The 18,653-nt window shown below is 41.8% G+C and carries 19 protein-coding genes; 11 read left to right on the forward strand and 8 right to left on the reverse strand.

Annotation, left to right across the window (positions count from 1 at the left end; genetic code table 11):
* The first annotated feature begins 306 nt into the window (after positions 1 to 306).
* From FPL17_RS16140 to FPL17_RS16160, 5 genes are read left to right on the forward strand one after another with little or no spacing between them, the layout of a single operon-like run.
* Positions 307 to 1,125 (forward strand): ABC transporter ATP-binding protein, encoded by an 819-nt coding sequence (locus FPL17_RS16140; protein WP_005185323.1) that lies wholly within the window; start codon positions 307 to 309, stop codon positions 1,123 to 1,125.
* Positions 1,122 to 1,901: a lipid asymmetry maintenance ABC transporter permease subunit MlaE gene (mlaE, locus tag FPL17_RS16145; protein ID WP_005185319.1), complete on the forward strand. Its 780-nt coding sequence runs from the start codon at positions 1,122 to 1,124 to the stop codon at positions 1,899 to 1,901. The genes FPL17_RS16140 and mlaE overlap by 4 nt, the downstream gene beginning before the upstream one ends.
* Positions 1,901 to 2,578 (forward strand): outer membrane lipid asymmetry maintenance protein MlaD, encoded by a 678-nt coding sequence (mlaD, locus tag FPL17_RS16150; protein WP_005185313.1) that lies wholly within the window; start codon positions 1,901 to 1,903, stop codon positions 2,576 to 2,578. Before mlaE ends, mlaD begins: the two co-directional genes overlap by 1 nt.
* 19 nt (positions 2,579 to 2,597) lie before the next feature.
* A complete protein-coding gene (locus FPL17_RS16155; protein WP_005185306.1) occupies positions 2,598 to 3,230 on the forward strand; it encodes an MlaC/ttg2D family ABC transporter substrate-binding protein in 633 nt (210 codons plus the stop codon).
* An 11-nt stretch (positions 3,231 to 3,241) separates the two neighbouring features.
* Positions 3,242 to 3,529 (forward strand): STAS domain-containing protein, encoded by a 288-nt coding sequence (locus FPL17_RS16160; RefSeq protein WP_005185301.1) that lies wholly within the window; start codon positions 3,242 to 3,244, stop codon positions 3,527 to 3,529.
* Between the two features lie 55 nt (positions 3,530 to 3,584).
* Here FPL17_RS16160 and FPL17_RS16165 read toward each other — a convergent pair whose 3' ends face one another.
* Complete coding sequence (locus FPL17_RS16165) at positions 3,585 to 4,130, reverse strand: hypothetical protein (protein ID WP_159886914.1); 546 nt, start codon at positions 4,128 to 4,130, stop codon at positions 3,585 to 3,587.
* Complete coding sequence (locus FPL17_RS16170) at positions 4,121 to 5,134, reverse strand: magnesium and cobalt transport protein CorA (RefSeq protein ID WP_005209109.1); 1,014 nt, start codon at positions 5,132 to 5,134, stop codon at positions 4,121 to 4,123. Before FPL17_RS16170 ends, FPL17_RS16165 begins: the two co-directional genes overlap by 10 nt.
* A gap of 171 nt (positions 5,135 to 5,305) precedes the next feature.
* Here FPL17_RS16170 and FPL17_RS16175 point away from each other — a divergent pair, with 171 nt between their 5' ends.
* Both FPL17_RS16175 and FPL17_RS16180 read left to right on the forward strand, forming a co-directional pair.
* Positions 5,306 to 5,890 carry an LOG family protein gene (locus tag FPL17_RS16175; protein WP_159886186.1) on the forward strand — a complete coding sequence of 195 codons (585 nt, stop codon included), beginning with the start codon at positions 5,306 to 5,308 and terminating at the stop codon, positions 5,888 to 5,890.
* A 10-nt stretch (positions 5,891 to 5,900) separates the two neighbouring features.
* Positions 5,901 to 6,296 (forward strand): NUDIX hydrolase, encoded by a 396-nt coding sequence (locus FPL17_RS16180; RefSeq protein WP_005185289.1) that lies wholly within the window; start codon positions 5,901 to 5,903, stop codon positions 6,294 to 6,296.
* Here FPL17_RS16180 and FPL17_RS16185 read toward each other — a convergent pair.
* Positions 6,229 to 6,933: a ComF family protein gene (locus tag FPL17_RS16185; RefSeq protein WP_032864339.1), complete on the reverse strand. Its 705-nt coding sequence runs from the start codon at positions 6,931 to 6,933 to the stop codon at positions 6,229 to 6,231. The genes FPL17_RS16180 and FPL17_RS16185 overlap by 68 nt on opposite strands.
* A complete protein-coding gene (recG, locus tag FPL17_RS16190; protein ID WP_159886188.1) occupies positions 6,926 to 8,971 on the reverse strand; it encodes an ATP-dependent DNA helicase RecG in 2,046 nt (681 codons plus the stop codon). The genes FPL17_RS16185 and recG overlap by 8 nt, the downstream gene beginning before the upstream one ends.
* A gap of 18 nt (positions 8,972 to 8,989) precedes the next feature.
* On the opposite strand from recG, the gene FPL17_RS16195 reads away from it, so the two are divergent.
* Both FPL17_RS16195 and FPL17_RS16200 read left to right on the forward strand, forming a co-directional pair.
* Entirely contained in the window at positions 8,990 to 9,808 is an 819-nt protein-coding gene (locus FPL17_RS16195) for an NAD-dependent epimerase/dehydratase family protein (RefSeq protein WP_159886190.1), read from the forward strand.
* A 125-nt stretch (positions 9,809 to 9,933) separates the two neighbouring features.
* Entirely contained in the window at positions 9,934 to 10,911 is a 978-nt protein-coding gene (locus FPL17_RS16200; RefSeq protein WP_159886192.1) for a putative solute-binding protein, read from the forward strand.
* A 175-nt stretch (positions 10,912 to 11,086) separates the two neighbouring features.
* Here the strand turns inward: FPL17_RS16200 and plsB are convergent, their stop codons facing one another.
* Entirely contained in the window at positions 11,087 to 13,633 is a 2,547-nt protein-coding gene (gene plsB, locus FPL17_RS16205) for a glycerol-3-phosphate 1-O-acyltransferase PlsB (protein ID WP_159886194.1), read from the reverse strand.
* 298 nt (positions 13,634 to 13,931) lie between these two features.
* Here plsB and FPL17_RS16210 point away from each other — a divergent pair, with 298 nt between their 5' ends.
* On the forward strand, positions 13,932 to 14,804 hold the full coding sequence (locus tag FPL17_RS16210) for an acyl-CoA thioesterase (RefSeq protein WP_004804100.1): 873 nt from the start codon (positions 13,932 to 13,934) through the stop codon (positions 14,802 to 14,804).
* Between the two features lie 129 nt (positions 14,805 to 14,933).
* Entirely contained in the window at positions 14,934 to 16,175 is a 1,242-nt protein-coding gene (locus FPL17_RS16215; RefSeq protein WP_159886196.1) for a dicarboxylate/amino acid:cation symporter, read from the forward strand.
* 63 nt (positions 16,176 to 16,238) lie between these two features.
* Here the strand turns inward: FPL17_RS16215 and FPL17_RS16220 are convergent, their stop codons facing one another.
* From FPL17_RS16220 to FPL17_RS16230, 3 genes are all read right to left on the reverse strand, one after another.
* Complete coding sequence (locus FPL17_RS16220; protein ID WP_004804105.1) at positions 16,239 to 17,183, reverse strand: metal-dependent hydrolase; 945 nt, start codon at positions 17,181 to 17,183, stop codon at positions 16,239 to 16,241.
* 129 nt (positions 17,184 to 17,312) lie between these two features.
* Positions 17,313 to 18,089, reverse strand: coding sequence for a ribosome biogenesis GTP-binding protein YihA/YsxC (yihA, locus tag FPL17_RS16225; RefSeq protein WP_005185270.1), 777 nt, complete (start codon positions 18,087 to 18,089; stop codon positions 17,313 to 17,315).
* Between the two features lie 84 nt (positions 18,090 to 18,173).
* Positions 18,174 to 18,626, reverse strand: a complete 453-nt coding sequence (locus FPL17_RS16230) for an RrF2 family transcriptional regulator (RefSeq protein ID WP_005147145.1) — start codon at positions 18,624 to 18,626, stop codon at positions 18,174 to 18,176.
* Between the last annotated feature and the right edge of the window lie 27 nt (positions 18,627 to 18,653).

The following is an 18,653-nucleotide window of genomic DNA, read 5'->3' on the forward strand; positions in this document are numbered from 1 at the left end:
ATGAATAGCGTTAAGCAAAATAACAGTCTTTTGAGTCAAATATGGTCATTCATGTGTAGTGAAGGGCTGCCGTGTCTATTTGTGATTCTGATGCTATGTAATGGCTTGTTTTTCGCTTATGCACTTTTTGACACCAATCATTCTGATTCTCTTAATGTCAATTCTCATCAAACTACCAGCCAAAGCGTTTCAAAGAATAACTACATAAATTAAATAATCTTCATACATCAGTTATCAAAATAAAAACAAGCGTTTAATCTTTCAGTGTATAGTATGCGTGCATAAAAAGTGCAGGAATATGCCATTATGAATAACAAATCTCCTCTCGATACAGAAGCTTTAATTGAAGTTAAAAATTTGAGCTTTAATCGAGGAGAACGCGTCATTTATGACGATATCAGTCTTAAAATTCGACGTGGTCAAATTACTGCAATTATGGGACCGTCTGGTACGGGTAAGACGACTTTATTACGTTTGATTGGCGGTCAATTGCTTCCTGATCATGGTGAAGTGCTGCTCGATGGTAAAGATATTGCGACAATGTCGCGTCAAGAATTATTCGCTGCACGTGCACGTATGGGAATGCTATTCCAGAGTGGTGCATTATTTACCGATATGTCGACTTATGAAAATGTCGCTTTTCCCATCCGCGCACATACCAAATTACCTGAACATATTATTGCAGAGTTAGTTGCGTTAAAACTCGAATCTGTCGGTTTGCGTGGAGCTGAGCAGTTAATGCCATCGGAGCTTTCAGGCGGGATGAACCGTCGTGTGGCTTTGGCACGTGCGATTGCATTAGATCCTGAACTGATTATGTACGATGAGCCATTTGCTGGCCAAGATCCAATCGTGATGGGGGTTTTAACCCGCTTAATCCGTTCTTTGCGTGATGCTTTAGATTTAACCACGATTATCGTCTCGCATGATGTTGCAGAGACCTTGTCGATTGCTGACTATATTTATGTGGTGGCAGAAGGCAAAATTCAGGGTGAAGGTACGCCAGAACAATTAAAAAATCATGCATCGCCATTTGTACGTCAGTTTTTAACAGGTTCAATTGAAGGGCCTGTGGAATATCAATTCACTCATCAAGCATATTTAGATAACGAGGTTCGTCCATGAATACGATTGCCTGGTTAGGTAGACTCGTTATTGAGCGGATAAAGGGAATTGGTGCTGCCGCATTAATGCTCTTGCAAGTTTTATTTGCCATGCCATCGAAAGGTGGATTTCAGCGTTTTGTCTATCAAATGTATCGTGTCGGGGTGATGTCCCTGCTGATTATTGCTGTTTCTGGTCTGTTTATTGGTGCTGTTCTTGGTTTGCAGATGTATAGCATTCTGGTCACTTTTGGTAGTGAGGCAATGCTCGGCACCGCAATTTCATTAACCTTGCTACGTGAACTCGCCTCTGTGGTTGCAGCATTATTATTTGCTGGACGAGCAGGTTCAGCATTAACTGCCGAAATTGGTTCCATGAAACAGAGTGAACAACTTGCCAGTATGGAAATGATTGGTGTTGATCCACTTCGACAAATTGTTGCCCCTCGTTTATGGGCGGGTATTGTCAGTCTGCCGATGCTCACCGTGATTTTTGCAACTATTGGTATTATTGGCGGCAAGTTGGTGGGTGTTGATTTCTTGGGTGCGGATGAAGGTTCATTTTGGAGTGGTATGCAAAGCAGCGTGCAATTCTGGCATGACATTTTTAATGGCACTATTATCAAAAGCATTGTATTTGCTTTAATTTGTACATGGGTAGCGGTATATCAAGGTTATGCTTGTGATCCGACGCCAGAAGGTATCGCGACTTCGATGACTAGAACGGTCGTATATTCTTCACTTTGTGTATTAGGTTTTGATTTCGTGTTGACTGCGGTCATGTTCGGAGGGATTTAATGAAATCACGTACTAGTGAGCTGGCCGTAGGTATTTTTGTCATTATCTTCGGTATCGCTCTATTTTTTCTTGCAATGAAAGTTAGTGGTTTAGTCGGTACCAATTTACGTGATAGCTACAGCATGACAGCACAGTTTGATAACGTAAATGGTTTAAAAGCCCGTGCCAAAGTGACCATGAGCGGTGTGACCATTGGCCGTGTCGAATCAATTACGCTTGATCCTGTAACACGTTTAGCAACAGTCAAATTTGATCTGGATGGTAAGTTAACCAGCTTTAGTCCTGAGCAACTCAAAGAAGTGCAAAAGAATGCGCTTGAAGAACTGCGCTATAGCTCTGATTACCAACAGGCCGATGCTGCGAAACAAAAAGAAATGGAACAGCAACTTATCAGTAACATGACATCCATCACAAATTTAGATGAAGATGCTTATATAATGGTTGCAACCAATGGTCTTTTGGGTGAGAAATATTTGAAAGTCGTTCCAGGTGGTGGGTTGAACTACCTTAAACGTGGTGACGTGGTTTCAAATACTCAAGGGACAATGGATTTAGAAGATTTAATCAGTAAGTTTATTACTGGTGGTGCGGGTAAAGCCACATCGAGCTCAACCACAGCAGAAGGTGCTGCTTCTCAGCCAGCTACGGCTGAAGCAGAACCTTCTTTTGTTGAGTAATTCAGGTTAGGAGATTGAAGTGAACACATTATTGAAACAAACTCTAACAGCAAGCGTATTATCAACAATGCTTGCAAGTGCGGCATTTGCAGCACCAACAGAGACCCCGCCTGATTTTGTTAAACGTGTGGCTGATGGCTTAATTACGCGTTTAAAAGCAGATAGCGCTAAATTACAGAATAACCCTGCTTTAGTAAGAACGATTATTCGTCAAAACCTTGATCCGTATGTAGATTCACAAGCATTTACACGTATCGTGTTAGGTACGTATGCGAATAATCAATATACCAACGCTGCACAGCGTGCTCAGTTTGAACAAAATTTCCGTGCGGTGATTATTGAAAACTATGGTGGTGCTTTCGCTAAATATACCAACGAAAGCTACACTATGCGTCCTTTCAAGTCGACCAACAGCAAAAACCCTGTGGTGACTTTAGACTTTTTGCATAATGGCGAGAAAATCCCTGTATCGTTCCAGTTAACAGACAAGGGCGATCAGTGGAAAGTACGTAATATCAATGTTTCTGGTATTGATCTTGGTTTGCAATTCCGTAACCAGTTCGCTGCAACTGTTCAGCGTAATGGTGGTGACATCAATAAAGCGATTGCAACCTTTAAACCAGATGCAGAAGCTGCAACAAGCAAAAAATAAGTAGGTGACGGGTGATTCAGTATATTGATCAGCAGTTGATTGTTTCTAAAACGATTAACTTTGCCAATGCAGAACAGATTTATCAGGCAGGCTTAAAGCATATTCAACAGCATAAGGATTTTCCTTTGATTGTGGATTTGGCTCAGCTTGAACAAGGTAATACTTTATCTTTGGCTGTTTTGGTGCAATGGTTGCGTCAAACACCTGAGAATAAAGGTCTGCATTTTAAAAATGTGTCTGAGAAAATGCTGAAGATTATCCAAGCCTGCCATCTGCAAGATGATTTGAAATTGATTTGATTGATTTGGCAGAGTGAAAAAAAGAGAACTATTTTTAGTTCTCTTTTTTTTATCTTTATATTTTAGGGAAAGCAGAAAAGAGAGCTTCACAGCTTGGATATTTTTGATGTAATTTTTCTAAATAATAGCGTTGATCATATTCAAAAAAACCATCCAATAATTTGATGGTGGATGGGTTGTTACTGCAGCTTTTCGCTTTTCTATTCCATGCAGTAAAGGGGGCAATAGGATGATCTATCGATATGATGTTTTTCTCACATCGTAATAATGCCATAGAGCTGATTCGATAATTGTTGGGAGCTGCATGGTCTACGGGGTAGGCAAGACCAATTACTAAATCATTTATTTTTATGGTTTTGGCTAGAAAATCACTGTGCCATAGTGTGGGTTTGGGTGCAAACAACATGCTGAGAAAATGCCGAAATACAAAGCGAGTATGCTGAAATGTAAATTGATTTTGGGTGTCAGAAGACTGCTTTTGTATAGATTGAACACGTGCGATAAACACATCTTTGGGGGAGTGTGGTGCACATGCAAAAGCTGTTGAGATTGAAAGGATTATACTCAAAAAGAGAACTAATCCTTTCCTGTTTAGATCCATTTTTTCCAACGGAAGTAAAACATTGGCAAGACTAAGAAGGCCATTAGAATACCGATGACAATCCAAAAACTGAGGCTGCCATGAGCAAAAGGTAGCACATCGGTGTTCATCCCATAAATACTCGCAATCAGCATCGGTGGCGCAAGCATGCTTGGTAAAATCGAGAATCGACGAATGGTATCGTTCTGCTCGGTATTAATGAATCCAGAGGTGGTATCCAGTAAGAATCGCACTTTTTGGAATAAGAAGGCATCATGTTCGACCAGCGAGCGAACATCTTCACTTAATTCGCGAATGTCGGCATCATAAATGTGACTGCCTAATGCACGCGGGCGTGCTAAAAAGGTTAATACACGGCGTAAATCAATTAAACAGAGTTGTGCCTTTCCCAACATATCTTCTTGCTGGGCTAAGCGGGTAATCATGTCATCAAGGTCTAAAATTTTCTCGCGATGATGATTATTGAGGACTTCTGTGGAATATCGTTCCAAGTCCTTGTGGATATCTTCCAAGATATCCGCAAGCTCATCTAGCTTTGCTTCAAGTAAACCGAGCAAGATCCATGTTGGATCTTTATAGTCCATATCATAGTCATTACGACGAGCGCGGGCACGGAATGCGCGGAAGGCAACCAACTTCTCACCACGCATAGTAAATAAGCGGTCTTTATGCAAGATAAATGCAACCGTTTGTACCATTGCCAACATGGGTAAAGAGTCGTCTGCATCGCCATCGACTTGATAATTTTTATTCTTTGTTAAAAAATAGGTACTGATATGCAAAATTCCATCATCATCACGGTAAAATCGAGCAGATGAGGAAATGTCTTCAAGTGACTTTAGGGTCGGTAAGTTTTGCTCATAGGCATCCAAGACCCATTGTTGTTCTTCTTGGGATGGAGCGATAAGATCAATCCAGACCAGTTCAGGGTGGAGATCAAAACTTCCGTTGATGGTTGCATCTTCTAGACTACCGCGCTCTGTGGCATAAAAGGCTTCAAGCATGTCTTTTTTCCTCGCGCAGTCGATGTAAATTTTCGGCCTTTTACCGAAAAGCAGCGTGTATTTTAGACAAGGATGAAACGAAAAACACTTGCCTAAACGCTATTTTCTCAAAAATCTTGTTACATAGCCTACTTTATCAGCATGACAGTTATATAAAACGGTTTTAATTGTATGAATTCTATATGTGTTTTCTGTGGTTCTTCTCTCGGTAATGACCCGATTTATCAGCAAATGGCACAGGCAACAGGTCAGGAAATTGCGGCACAAGGTAAAACCTTGGTTTACGGTGGTGGTCGTTCTGGTCTAATGGGTGTGGTAGCGGATAGTGCCTTGCAGGCAGGTGGGCGAGTGATTGGGGTCATCCCAAATGCTTTAGTGGATCGTGAGCTTGCTCACACGGGTTTAACTGAATTGCATATCGTCAATAATATGCATGAACGTAAAACTAAAATGGCTGAGCTATCCGATGCTTTTGTGGCATTGCCAGGCGGGGCTGGAACCTTGGAAGAAATTTTTGAACAATGGACATGGAGCCAACTGGGGATTCATCAAAAACCATGTGCATTTTTAAATGTTGATGGTTTTTATGATGACTTGATTAAGATGCTACACGCTTCAGTTGAGCGTGGTTTTAGTCAAGAACGTTTTGTGGATCGCTTAATTGTCGCTGAGCAAATTAAGGAAATTCTTGCCGCATTTTCGGCATATCAACCTGCGATCCCAAAGTGGATGTCGACAGCTGAAATTCAAGCTTAAGGAACAACTCGTGAAAATTATAACTGTAGCAGCTGCCGTCATTTTAAATGAACAAAACCAATTGCTCTTGGTGCGCAAGCAAAACACTCAGGCATTTATGCAAGTCGGTGGCAAGCTTGAAGTTGATGAGGCACCTGAGGTCACGATGCAACGTGAAATTTTGGAAGAAATTGGTTGTGAATGTGAATTAACTCAGTTTATCGGTCAGTTTGAAACTGCTGCAGCCAATGAACCTGATCATGTGTTGGTGAGTTATGTCTATGCGGTTGAATTAAAGCAAGCGCCAAAAATTGCCGCTGAAATTGCAGAAATGAAATGGATTGAGTTGAATGACCAATCTACTTTATTGGCACCCTTAACGAAAGAAATTGTGATTCCATGGTGTCAGCAAAATCGAGTGAGTTGATTGCTGGATTTTGTGCGGCTGCTACGCAGGCACTGTAGATCTGCTGGCAGCCAAGTTGGGTCAGTACTTTAGATAAAGCACTAATCGAACTGCCTGTGGTGAGTACATCATCGATAATGAGTACTTTGCGATAACGAATTTGATTTGGTGGTGCAGCAATAAATTGTTGTTCAATATCTTCCAGTCGCTCTAAACGGGATAAGCCTTTTTGTGAGTGCTGCGCCAAGCGTTGTACTGGTTGCCAAACTGGCACATTCAAACTTTTGCTCAATGCTTTGGAGAGTAGAAGGGCCTGATTAAAGCCACGTTCTGTTAGTCGATCAATCGAAATGGGCATAGGTACAATCGCATGCACTTTCGGTAGTTTAAGTTGTAATAGCAAACCATTTAACAGTCTTTGATGATGAAGTTTTTGCTCATATTTAAACTGTTGAATGATCCGATCAATCGGATAGTGATAATGGCATGCAACCAAGACCTGTTGCTGATTACGCTCGATACTTTGCTTTAACCAAGGCAGTTGTTGCCAGCAACTTTGACAAACACCAAATTGGCGTTTCATACCAATGTCGCAGAGACTGCACGGTGTAAAATAATCAAAAACTTGCTGTGCTGATATGCCAAGTCGTTTAAACATAGGCATATCTTGGGGCTTCAGGCAGCCAGCGCTTTAATAGTCCTTCCGCATGTTGTGGGTAGTCCTTTAGAATTTGCTCTGCCACATAATGTGCTTGGGTAAGCAAATGATCATCCCGTTCTAAACGTGCCACTCGAAAGCCCATATCACCTGTTTGCTTGGTACCGAGTAACTCTCCCGGGCCTCGTATTTCTAAGTCCTTTTCTGCAATGATAAAGCCGTCATTACTTTCACGTAAAATTGAAAGTCGTTCCTGACCATTTTGAGATAAAGGGGTTTTATAAAGTAAGGCACAAAAACTGGCGGTTGCCCCACGACCCACGCGACCACGAAGTTGATGCAGTTGTGAAAGCCCCAAACGCTCTGCATTTTCAATCACCATAATCGACGCATTCGGTACATCGACCCCGACTTCAATCACTGTGGTGGCAATTAAGAGTTGGGATTGATTGTCTTTAAAAGCTTGCATAACACTTTGCTTTTCATCAGCCTTCATTTTACCGTGTACCAAACCAATGTTGATGTCTGGAAAACGCTCTTTAATCTCTTGATAAGTGGCTTCTGCAGCTTGCGCATCCAGCGTTTCAGATTGCTCCACTAAGGTACAGACCCAATAGGCTTGTTTACCTTCGCGGCAATTGCTGGCAATGCGTTGTAATACCTGTTCACGACGTTCTAATGGGATCGTGACGGTTTGAATTGGGGTGCGTCCAGGAGGTAACTCGTCAATAATTGAGGTGTCTAAATCCCCATATGCACTCATCGCTAAAGTACGAGGGATCGGTGTTGCCGTCATCACCAATTGATGTGGCGTAAATTGGTCTGCACCCTTATTTCTTAAGGCAAGACGTTGATCGACACCGAAACGATGTTGTTCGTCAATAATCACCAAGCCAAGTTTAGAAAATCCAACCGTGTCTTGAAACAGGGCATGTGTACCCACGATCAGTTGTGCATGACCCTCTTTGATTTGTTGTTCCGCTTGAGTTCTGGCTTTGCCTTTTTGTTTACCTGACAGCCATGCAACCTGAATGCCCAAAGGTTCAAACCAGCGTTTAAAGTTTAAGTAATGCTGTTCAGCTAAAATTTCAGTCGGTGCCATGAGGGCCACTTGCCAATCCGCCTCTAAGGCATGGCATGCCGCGACTGCGGCGACTAAGGTTTTACCTGCGCCTACATCACCTTGCACCAAGCGTAGCATCGGTTGATCTTGTTTAAGATCTTGCAGAATTTCTTTGGATACCCGCTTTTGTGCATTGGTCATTTGGAAGGGCAAACCTTCCAAGAGTTTCTTCGCGAGTACTTTACTACTACTAAAGCGTGGAGCAGCAATCTGGCGAATATAAGCACGTCGGGTGAGTAAACTGATTTGATGGGCAACAAGCTCTTCAAAAATCAGACGTTGTTGTGCTGGATGTGAACCTTGATTGAGCTGCAACATGTTGGCATCAGTTGGCGGCTCATGGATGTAATGCAACGCCTCTTTTAGTTGGTAGCCATTGCTGTATTTGCTGGGCAGTAATTCAGGTAAGTCATCACTATGATGCTGCAAGGCTTGGCGGACGTATTCACGCAGCTTGGGTTGAGTTAAGCCTTCAGTGCTGGGATAAATCGCCGTGAGTTGCGTCTTGGGTAAAGCAGTATATTGCTGAATCACTTGTATCTCAGGATGATAAAGCTCTAAACCACGTGCACCAACGCGGACTTCACCAAAAATCCGTAGCCGTTGCCCCATTTGAATACGGTCAGTGAGACCTTTATAAATATGGTAAAAGCGCAAGGTTACCTTGCCAAAATCATCTTGCACTAGGGCTGCAAGCGACTTCTTTTTCCCTGGGGGGAAATCGACAGAGCGGACTTCACCTTCAAGTAAATAACTTCGTCCAACGATCAGCTGATTCATTGGAATAATAGTGCTACGATCTTCATAGTCACGGGGAAGATGGAATAACAAATCATCCGTGCTAAAAATATGAAGCTTTTCTAAGAGGGTCGCTGCGGCAGCACCAACGCCTTGTAATTGCTGAACTGATGTCATCTCTGCTCAAAGGTGTGTATGCATATTTTATTTATTGGTTATGGTAAAACATCTCAACGTGTCGCTAAACACTTATTTGAGCAAGGTCACCACATTAGCACAATTAGTCGCAGTGAAAAAACAGATTGTTACGCGACGCATTATATTCAGGATATTCATCAGCTGGATTTAAGTAAACTGCCACCTGTTGATATGGCGTATGTGATATTGGCCCCTGCACAGAGTGGTATAGCGGCCTATCAGCAAACCTATCTCGACAGTGTATTACCTATTGTCAACGCACTCAAAGTACATCCCGTACAACGTATTGTCGTGGTGTCTTCGACCCGTGTTTATGGTGAAAATGCAGGAGAGCGAATCGATGATGAATCGCTGATACAGCCTATTGATGAGCAAGGGCACATTCTTCGAAAGATGGAATTACTTTGGCAAGCGCATTATCCGCAACACAGTATTATTGTTCGCCCAACTGGCATTTATGGGACATCGATTGTGCGGTTAAAAAAGTTGGCCGAACAAACATTAACTTATCCAACGATTCATTTTAGTAATCGCATTCATATTGATGATTTAGCAAAGTTTTTAGCGCTATTAGTTAATTTATCTAAAGTGAAACAGAGTTATATCGTTACCAATAATACACCTTTGCCGATGCATGAAATCTTGTTGTGGTTTCAGCAGCAATTAAATTTACCACGTTTAAAACTATTGTCAGAACAACCTACAGGCAAACAAATTTACGCGACACGCTTGGTAGACACAGGTTTCCGATTTGACCATTTGATTTGCTTTAATGACTATGCAGCAGCGTTATTGGTACATAGTAATGAAAAATAATTAGATTACACTGTAAAGAAAGTTTAAATAGTTGGTATGTATTTTGAATCTAAAATACGAACAGATTCCGTAAGGGAACCGCCTGAATTGAGCACATAGTTTGCTGCGAGGCGTAAAGGTGATACATGAGAAAAATAATTTGCATGGTCTTACTGGGATTGATCACGACAGCGAGTTGGGCTGTTGAACAAACGTGGTGCGTGTTTGATCCTTTAAGTACAAAGGGTGATATTAGCCGTCGTTTACAAGACATTCGTTTGTATGCGCTCCAGAATCAAGTTCAATTAGATTTTCAAACCTTTAAAAATGAAAAGGAGGCTATACAAGCTTTTGATCAGCGTAAATGTTCAGGCTTGGTGGCATCCAACTTTAATACCTATCGCTATAACCGTTTTATGGGAACAACGGGGGGAATTGGTTTGATTCCCAATAATCGTGTTGCCAGAGTCTTTTTACAGCTTTTAAATAATAGCAATGTGGAAAAGCGTATGGTCGGGGCAGATTATGAAATGCTGGGTATGATCCCGATCGGCACGGCTTATATGATTATGAATACGCAACAGATCAATAAGGTGTCTCAATTAAAAAATAAGACCATTGGTATTTTAGAGAATAATCCACCACAGCAGGCATTGGTACAAAGTGTGGGTGCTAAACCTGTCTACGTAGATTTTTCCAATGCAGTGGAATCCTTCAAGCAGAAAAAAATTGATATTTTGGCTGCACCTGCCTATGGCATATTGCCGTATAACTTGAAAAAAGAGTTTGGTGTAGACACGCAGGTCGTTAACTTTCCTATGGCGTATTTTGCGATGAATATCGTGATTCGACCACAAGTCTACCCAGCGGGCTTTGGTCATCAAATACGATCTTGGTTTGTACGTAATAGCAATGTACTTGCTGCACAAGCCATTCAATGGGAAAACCATTTGCCAGCCTATTACTGGGCGGATATCTCAGGTTATGAGAAACAGGGCTATGACGCGATGGTGGTCAAAATTCGGAATCGTTATGTCGACTCTGGTTATTATGATGCATATTTTGTTTCGCTCATTAAACGCCTTAGATGTTTGGATGATCCGAAGTATTTGGAGTGTCGTTAGTGCATTAAAAAAGGCAACCGAAGTTTGTAATATTGATCAGTGAATAATAATTCTGTGATGACTGATTTAAAATCTCCCCTAACCCCTCTTTAAAAAGAGGGGAATCTCAGATGATTTTAGATTTCTGAAACCCCCTCCTTTGAAAAAGGAGGGTTGGGGAGGATTTATTCTGCTTTTAAGCTTTTTTGCGTTTTAAGCGACGTTTGGCTTGTTGAGATGCCATGGCTTCTAATGCTTCAGCCAATTCCTCATCACTAAATGTAGTGATGTGCTGCAACATTTGTAGCGTCGTCTCATCTAAGACCAGCTGTGCACCTGCGGCCATTTCACTGAAGTTATCATCATATTCAATGAAACCTTGCTCATTATTACGAATATAATTTTGCTGAGTGAGAACTTTAATAAAGCTTTGGAATAAGGCTTTGTCAAAGAATTCTGGTGAGTTGAATTCATACAGCACCGATAGGCGTTGACCTAAGAGGTGACTCAGCTCTTCAACTTGCTTGGTTGAAATGTTGCCTGAACCGCGCTGAGTAATCAGTGCTAGTGTCATGTAATAGCGTTCTAAACTTTGCTTTACTGGTAGAGCTAAAGTGACAAGCTTTTGATGTTCTTCGCTATTTGGCGTTGGGCTGAATAAATTGCCGTCATGATCTTGGAAAATCAAACCAATCTGAACCAAGGCATCGATATAATTATCAATCTGCTTTTGTAGATCAGCAGCTTCCCATTTCATGAATAATTCAGCTTTTAAGAACGGATACAAGGTACGGATCACATTACTTAAATCATTCTTGTGAATTTTACCATTGTGCTCAACCAGCGAAGCAACCAATGACGGTAAAACAAAGGCGTGTAGAATGTTATTACGGAAGTAAGTCAGCAATACGGCTTGATTATCTTCAATCGCAATAATATCGCCTAACACATGTTGTACACGTTTGATTAACTTGAGCTTGAGACCATAAGCAATGATCTCTTTACCTGACAATGAGGTCACTTGCGTGCGCTCATCATATGGTCGTTGTGTTGCCAAGTCACGGTAGATATCGAGCTGTTTCGCACAGATTTCTTCATCTAAAGTGTGCTTTGGTGTTGCCAATAGAATTAACGACAGTAATGACACAGGGTTGATGACGACAGCGCGGTTGATATTTTCTAAGATCAGATTGGCTGAGCTTGCAACGACATTAGAAATCTCTGTGGTACTTGCGGTATCCGCCTGAATATTCTCCGCACCCTGTTGTTTCAAAATATCATTTAAGAATACAGGTTCACCAAAGTTGACATGCACTTTACCGAAGATACGTTCAATTTTACGTAAGGTTTTCACGATACCAAAAATGGATTCCGCTTCTTTCGGTTGACCTTGCATTTCGCCAACATAGGTTGAGCCTTCCATCAGGCGCTCATAACCAATATAGGTTGGTACGAAGACGATCGGCTTTGCAGGACCACGTAAATGACCTTGAATGGTCATTGCTAGCATCCCAGTTTTAGGTGGAAGTAAACGACCTGTACGTGAACGACCACCTTCAATAAAGTATTCGATAGGCGTATTGCGCGATAAAATACTGTATAAATATTCTTTAAATACAGAGGTGTAAAGTGCATTTCCGCGGAAAGAACGGCGAATAAAGAATGCACCACCACCACGTAACAACTGACCCACAAATGGTAAGTTTAAGTTATCACCTGCGGCAATATACGGAATCATCAAGCCACGTTTATAAATCACATAAGACAGTAATAAATAATCGATATGGCTACGGTGACATGGGGTGTAAACGATTTCGTAGTCTTTTGCCAGCTCACGTACGGTACTGAAATTATGTACCTCTACGCCGTCATAGAGTTGCGTCCATAAACGGGTTAAGGCCATATCGGCAAAGCGTACCGCAGATGCCGAATAGTCAGACACGATTTCATTGACATAGCCAATGGCACGACGTTCAGCTTCCAGCATACTGATTTTATGCTGAATGCTTTCACGACGAATGGCATCTTGTACCTCGGCTGACTTCACTACCGATTGCATCACATTGCGACGGTCTGATAAGTCAGGGCCAAGTACCACTTCACGTTGCTGATCTAAATAGGTATCTAAAGAACTTGCAATATAGGTTGCAGGCGAGATATTTGGATGGTTGGTCTTGGCATAATCTACCAACTCACGCAAAGATTGCGGCTCATGGAACTCTAAATAAGACTGGCGACCATGCAAGCCAATATTCATCAGTTGTTTAACTGTGCCTGGAGTTGCCCAAGTATCTGAGAATAATAATTTGAACCAAGAGTCTTCTTTGTCTGGCGAACGACCCCAAAGTACAGTTACAGGTACTAGCTGAATATCAATATCAGTTTGTTGTTCTAAGGCTTCGACCAGTTGTAACAAGCGAGGTGGGAAAGTTTGAGTATTAAAAAAATTGTTTTCGTTATGATGTAAAAACAAGACTGAATTTTTTTCTTGATAGGTCCCAAAACTCAAGGGGTCTAAGGCTGGTTTTAAATTGAGACGACGGGTTTCACCATCAACCACTAGTGCATTACTACGCGAATAATTTTGTAAAACATAGCAAACTAACTTATTTGAATCGGTTGTGTTTTGCTCTGTTGTGGTGGATTCTGTAGGAACTTCACCAAGAACATGTGGGGTTACCACAAGGTCAAGTAACTTACTCGAAAGTTGGCGATACATTTGACCAAATCCAGTCTTGGACATTACAAACTCCTAAATAATAATCCTGACATCGAGTCATGATGAACACGACATTCTGCGATATTCTTACATGAAACGGTATGTTATTTTCTGACAAAATATAGCGTATTTGGTAGATTTTATCGTTAAAAATCGTATTTTTAGCCGCTATAAATACATATTAAGATAATCAATACATCATTATCGTGACGGATGAATCATTTTATCCTGACCATTGTCATTTGAATTTGTGGCACAATCAAAATTATCAACCCTGAAAGGATTGGTTGATCTCTCCTCATTGATGTTGGAAGACTATTACATGAATGCGTTAACTCAAGAATTGGTAGAACTGTTGACTCTGGAAAAGCTTGAAGAGCATATTTTTCGAGGCAATAGCCGCAATTTGGTAGGCAAGCGAGTGTTCGGTGGGCAGGTTCTTGGACAAGCATTAAGAGCAGCGTCATATACCACGGATCGTCCAGCGCACTCTTTACATGCCTATTTCCTGTATGGTGGCGATGTCAATGCACCGATTATTTATGAAGTTGATCCCCTCAGAGATGGTAAAAGCTTTGCCAGTCGACAGGTTCGTGCGATTCAACATGGCCGTACTATTTTCTCTGCAATGGTCTCTTTTGCCAATCCAGAAGAAGGCTTGAATTATCAACATAAAGAGCCAGAGTACCCTGAACCAGAGACCTTAAAGTCTGAGAATGAGCTGAAAGAAAGTCTGATTAACTTTGTGCCTGAAAATGTACGTGCCAGTTTTATGCGGGAACGTCATGTGGAAATTAGGCCTACACAGTTGATCAATCCATTTCAGCCGCAGCCTGAAGCGCCGTTCTATGCGCATTACATTCGCACCCATGATACGATTCCAGCCGATTTAGATGAAATCTCACTGCATCAGGCAATTGTGGCATTCTATTCAGACTTTACCTTGATGACCACGGCTTTACGTCCACATGGTTTGTCATGGATCTCTCCAAACTTACAATGTGCCAGTATTGATCACACTATCTATTTCCATCGCCCACTGCGCGCAGATGAATGGATGCTTTACGACATGGAAGCAACGATTAGTGCCAGCTCACGTGGCTTAAACTTTGGGCGGATGTGGCAAAATGGACAGTTGGTCTGTAGTACCGTTCAAGAGGGTTTGATTCGGCTCAGAGAAATTGAAACCCAGTAAAAAGTAAACCAGTACTAAGGCCATCATTCTGATGGCTTTTTTTATCATAAGGATGTGACAAAAAATTGCTCGATTCTTCAACATGAGCATGCCATAGTACCGATAAGTTAAATGTTTACCCATTAAACAATGAATTTAAATACACAAATTTTAATTGCAGCTGTGCTTGGTGTCGCTTTCGGTTTTCTGTTGCTTGCCTATCCACAAACCGCATTTGTTGAATCTAGTCTTTACGGACTGGGCATCTTAAGTAGTGTTTTCATTGGTTTATTGAAAATGCTGCTGATTCCATTGATTTTTAGCTCAATCGTAGTTGGGGTTTCCAATTTACAGGCAGGCGGTCAATTCGGGCGTGTCTGGAAAATTACGGCATTGAGCTGCCTGACGACGACCACCTTGGCTTTAATTCTAGGGATTAGTTGTGCGCACCTGTTTGATGTGGGTAAAGGTGTCGATATTCAGCTGTTTCAAGCAGCAATGGATAGTCATCAAACACCAGACACCTTAACGCCATCAAGTTTTGTCACCACCTTTATTCAAAACACTTTAATTAACCCATTTAAGGCATTTAGCGAAGGCAATGTGTTGGCTGTGGTGGTGTTTGCCTTATTCCTAGGTGTGGCATTGGTCAAAGGTGGCGAACGTTTTAGTCTCGTCCGTAACATCAGCCAGCAATTCTTTGACATCATGATGATGTTAGTGGGTTGGGTGATGAAGCTTGCACCGATCGGGATTTTTGCGCTTTTAGCCAAGTTGATTGCGACTGAGGATTTGTCTGTATTGAGTAGGTTGGTTGAATTCGCGGCAGTAGTGACGGGGACGACCATTTTCCATGGTGTGGTGGTGTTACCGGCTTTGTTGTGGATTTTTGGTCGTATGAATCCAATCACCTTTTTTAGAGGGGCGAGAACGGCTTTAGTCACAGCTTTTGCAACCAGTTCCAGTTCAGCGACCATGCCGCTGAGTATGAAGTGTGCACAGGAAAACTTAGGTGTACGGCCGCAAACGGCAGGTTTTGTGATTCCTTTAGGCACACAACTGAATATGGATGGTACGGCTTTGTATGAAGCTGCGGCTGCCTTATTTATTGCCAATTTGATGGGCTTGGAACTGAGTTTAACGCAGCAGATTATCGTGTGTTTAACGGCAATGATTGCATCCTTAGGTGCACCAGGGATTCCGAGTGCGGGGATGGTCACCATGATTATGGTGCTACAGTCAGTCGGTTTACCTGCGGAGGCGATTGCAATTTTACTGCCGATCGACCGTGTGCTGGATACAGTTCGTACTGTGGTCAATGTACAAGGCGATATGATGATTAGTGTAGTGGTTGATCGCTACGCAAAACAGGCGGAAGCTGAATCAAGTTGATCGTATTGGGCGCAAAAAAAAGCAGGAGATGACTCCTGCTTTTTTTATTCTATAAAAGAATGTTTATGCTGCGGGTTGTAAGGCACGTTTTGCAGCAGGTGAATTATTTAAATAATTCACCGCATCTTGGGTATTGCCTTCTTTGACGGGGTCATACCAAGGCATGAGGTAATCAATCTGTTGTGCAACCAACCATGCAGGACCTGGCAAGATTTTAGCGTCTTTTAATGCGATCTTCGACCATTCGATCCAGATCCATGGTTTAAATAAGCTTGGTTTCTTGTCAGCAAAACGAGGATCTTGGCTCATGATATGTGCTGCACCATCGACCCATAGGCCAAGTACACCGATAATGACGGCAACACTCATGTAGTAACGTGCGATGTAACCACCGCCCAAATGACGATAGAGATCAAATGCAACAGTACGGTGTTCAATTTCTTCAGAGCCATGCCATTTAATCAGATCGATCATTTCTGGATCTGCACCGAGTTCTTCCCAACGCTTGTTGTACAGTGCATATTTACCCAGTACACAGGTCATGTGTTCAACAGTCGCAATCACACCGAGACGGAATAAATCCCACTGATGCTCGAGTGCTTTTGGAATTTCTTTATCGAAAGGCTTGTCAGCCAAGACCTTGGTGAATAAGAAATCCATGATGTCGAGGTTGCGCTGAATATCAATATTGCGTTGCGTCAAATATTCTTTATTGGCAGAGGTATGTGCAACGGCATGCATTGCTTCCTGACGAATAAAGGCTTGGACGTCTTGCTTTAATTTTTCATCGGTAATTTCTGGAAGGACTTTGTTATATAAACGGCAAAACCAAAACTCACCAGCTGGTAAAATATTGTTAATTTCATTAATAAAATAGCTGGCAAAAGGCTGGTTTGGAATCCAATCCACTGGCGTATTTTCCCAGTCAAATTTTACTTTGCGTGGGAGGATTTTATAGTCAATCGAAGAACCAAGAACTTTGTTCTTCACAAATGATAGTAATTTCATCGTTTAGTCCTAATCGATAGTGCAATGAACCAACACTAAGCAGTATATGAAAACTACCTAGTGTTTGTGTTTAGCAATTCGGGACAATTAAAAATTATTTTATGCAACTTGATGCATAAAATGCACTTTTTATTCTTGAATGTCGGTTTCTGAGGCTTCTGGGATTTGGCTGAGGTCAAATTCTGCTGGTTGATCAAGCGTGTAATTCAAACGACCTGCCATGACAGTTGCCAGTTCTTCTAAGCCAATGCGATTGAGAGATGAGAACAGTTGAATTGAGAAATCGAGTTTCATTTTCTTCAATTGCTGTTTTACATCAAATAAAACTTCATTGGCAGGGCCGCGGTTCAACTTATCTGCTTTGGTCAGCAGGATATGTACAAATAAATGACGTGAATGTGCCCATTCCAGCATCATCAAGTCAAAGTGCTGTAAAGGATGGCGAATATCCATCAATAGCACCAAGCCTTGTAAGCTTTTACGGTGGATTAGATAATTTTCGAGTTCTTTCTGCCAAACGATCTTCATCGCTTCAGGAACCGCTGCATAACCATAACCAGGTAAATCGACCAAGCGCTGATCTGGATTGCCCAAGCTGAAAAAGTTGATCATTTGGGTACGGCCCGGTCTTTTTGAAGCACGTGCCAGTTGTTTTTGATTAGTCAAAGTGTTGATTGCACTTGATTTACCAGCATTAGAACGGCCAGCAAATGCGATTTCATAACCTGTATCTTCTACGCATAAAGCCAGTTTCGGCGCACTCATCAAAAATTCAGCTTGGCGTAACCAAGTTAATGACTGTACTGCATATTCAGTTAATGCAGGGTCAGCCTTTTTTTCATAACTGATTTTTTGTTTAGGTGCGAGTCTGGCTTTGGTGTCTTTCGATTTTTCACTGCGACGCATAGAAGCTTACTTTTGAATAGAAATAGCAACGACCATTATAAAGGATGTGAGGCGTTCGTGCGAACCCTTCGTCTGTATGCGATTTTAAGCTTTCTGAATAAGCTCTAAAAAATCGATATTTGAGCGTGTGGAAGAGGGGATAATGCCCTGTTGGACGACTTCGCCAAGCGTATATTGATCCAGACTTTGATAAAAGCATTCTAAGGCTTGATCTAAAATTCCTTTCAGTCCGCAGTTGGCTCGAAGTACACAAGGAGGGGTATTACATTCAACAATTTGATGATTGCCTTGTAAGGTTCGAACAATCGCACCTAATTTCAGATTCTTGGCTTCTGGATTGAGGCGCAGGCCACCGCCTTTGCCGCGAATGGTCACAATCCAGTGTTGTTTACCCATGAAGTGCACGACTTTAACCAAGTGGTTTTGCGACACATGTAAGTCTTCTGCGATATCTGCAATCGTATAAGGTACATCACTCGGACGAGCGACATACATCAAAATTCTGAGTGCATAATCAGTAAACTTATTGAGTTGCATGTGGTTTCACTCAATCTAGTGCAAGAA

Source organism: Acinetobacter dispersus (assembly GCF_009884975.1).
In the GTDB taxonomy this organism is placed as follows: Bacteria; Pseudomonadota; Gammaproteobacteria; order Pseudomonadales; family Moraxellaceae; genus Acinetobacter; species Acinetobacter dispersus.

What these genes read in the sequence shown, in the direction of transcription:
- FPL17_RS16140 (WP_005185323.1), top strand. Translation starts at nt 307, where the DNA reads ATGAATAACAAATCTCCTCTCGATACAGAAGCTTTAATTGAAGTTAAA.
- mlaE (WP_005185319.1), top strand. Translation starts at nt 1,122, where the DNA reads ATGAATACGATTGCCTGGTTAGGTAGACTCGTTATTGAGCGGATAAAG.
- mlaD (WP_005185313.1), top strand. Translation starts at nt 1,901, where the DNA reads ATGAAATCACGTACTAGTGAGCTGGCCGTAGGTATTTTTGTCATTATC.
- FPL17_RS16165 (WP_159886914.1), bottom strand. Translation starts at nt 4,130, where the DNA reads ATGGATCTAAACAGGAAAGGATTAGTTCTCTTTTTGAGTATAATCCTT.
- FPL17_RS16170 (WP_005209109.1), bottom strand. Translation starts at nt 5,134, where the DNA reads ATGCTTGAAGCCTTTTATGCCACAGAGCGCGGTAGTCTAGAAGATGCA.
- FPL17_RS16175 (WP_159886186.1), top strand. Translation starts at nt 5,306, where the DNA reads ATGAATTCTATATGTGTTTTCTGTGGTTCTTCTCTCGGTAATGACCCG.
- FPL17_RS16185 (WP_032864339.1), bottom strand. Translation starts at nt 6,933, where the DNA reads ATGTTTAAACGACTTGGCATATCAGCACAGCAAGTTTTTGATTATTTT.
- recG (WP_159886188.1), bottom strand. Translation starts at nt 8,971, where the DNA reads ATGACATCAGTTCAGCAATTACAAGGCGTTGGTGCTGCCGCAGCGACC.
- FPL17_RS16195 (WP_159886190.1), top strand. Translation starts at nt 8,990, where the DNA reads ATGCATATTTTATTTATTGGTTATGGTAAAACATCTCAACGTGTCGCT.
- FPL17_RS16200 (WP_159886192.1), top strand. Translation starts at nt 9,934, where the DNA reads ATGAGAAAAATAATTTGCATGGTCTTACTGGGATTGATCACGACAGCG.
- plsB (WP_159886194.1), bottom strand. Translation starts at nt 13,633, where the DNA reads ATGTCCAAGACTGGATTTGGTCAAATGTATCGCCAACTTTCGAGTAAG.
- FPL17_RS16210 (WP_004804100.1), top strand. Translation starts at nt 13,932, where the DNA reads ATGAATGCGTTAACTCAAGAATTGGTAGAACTGTTGACTCTGGAAAAG.
- FPL17_RS16215 (WP_159886196.1), top strand. Translation starts at nt 14,934, where the DNA reads ATGAATTTAAATACACAAATTTTAATTGCAGCTGTGCTTGGTGTCGCT.
- FPL17_RS16220 (WP_004804105.1), bottom strand. Translation starts at nt 17,183, where the DNA reads ATGAAATTACTATCATTTGTGAAGAACAAAGTTCTTGGTTCTTCGATT.
- yihA (WP_005185270.1), bottom strand. Translation starts at nt 18,089, where the DNA reads ATGCGTCGCAGTGAAAAATCGAAAGACACCAAAGCCAGACTCGCACCT.
- FPL17_RS16230 (WP_005147145.1), bottom strand. Translation starts at nt 18,626, where the DNA reads ATGCAACTCAATAAGTTTACTGATTATGCACTCAGAATTTTGATGTAT.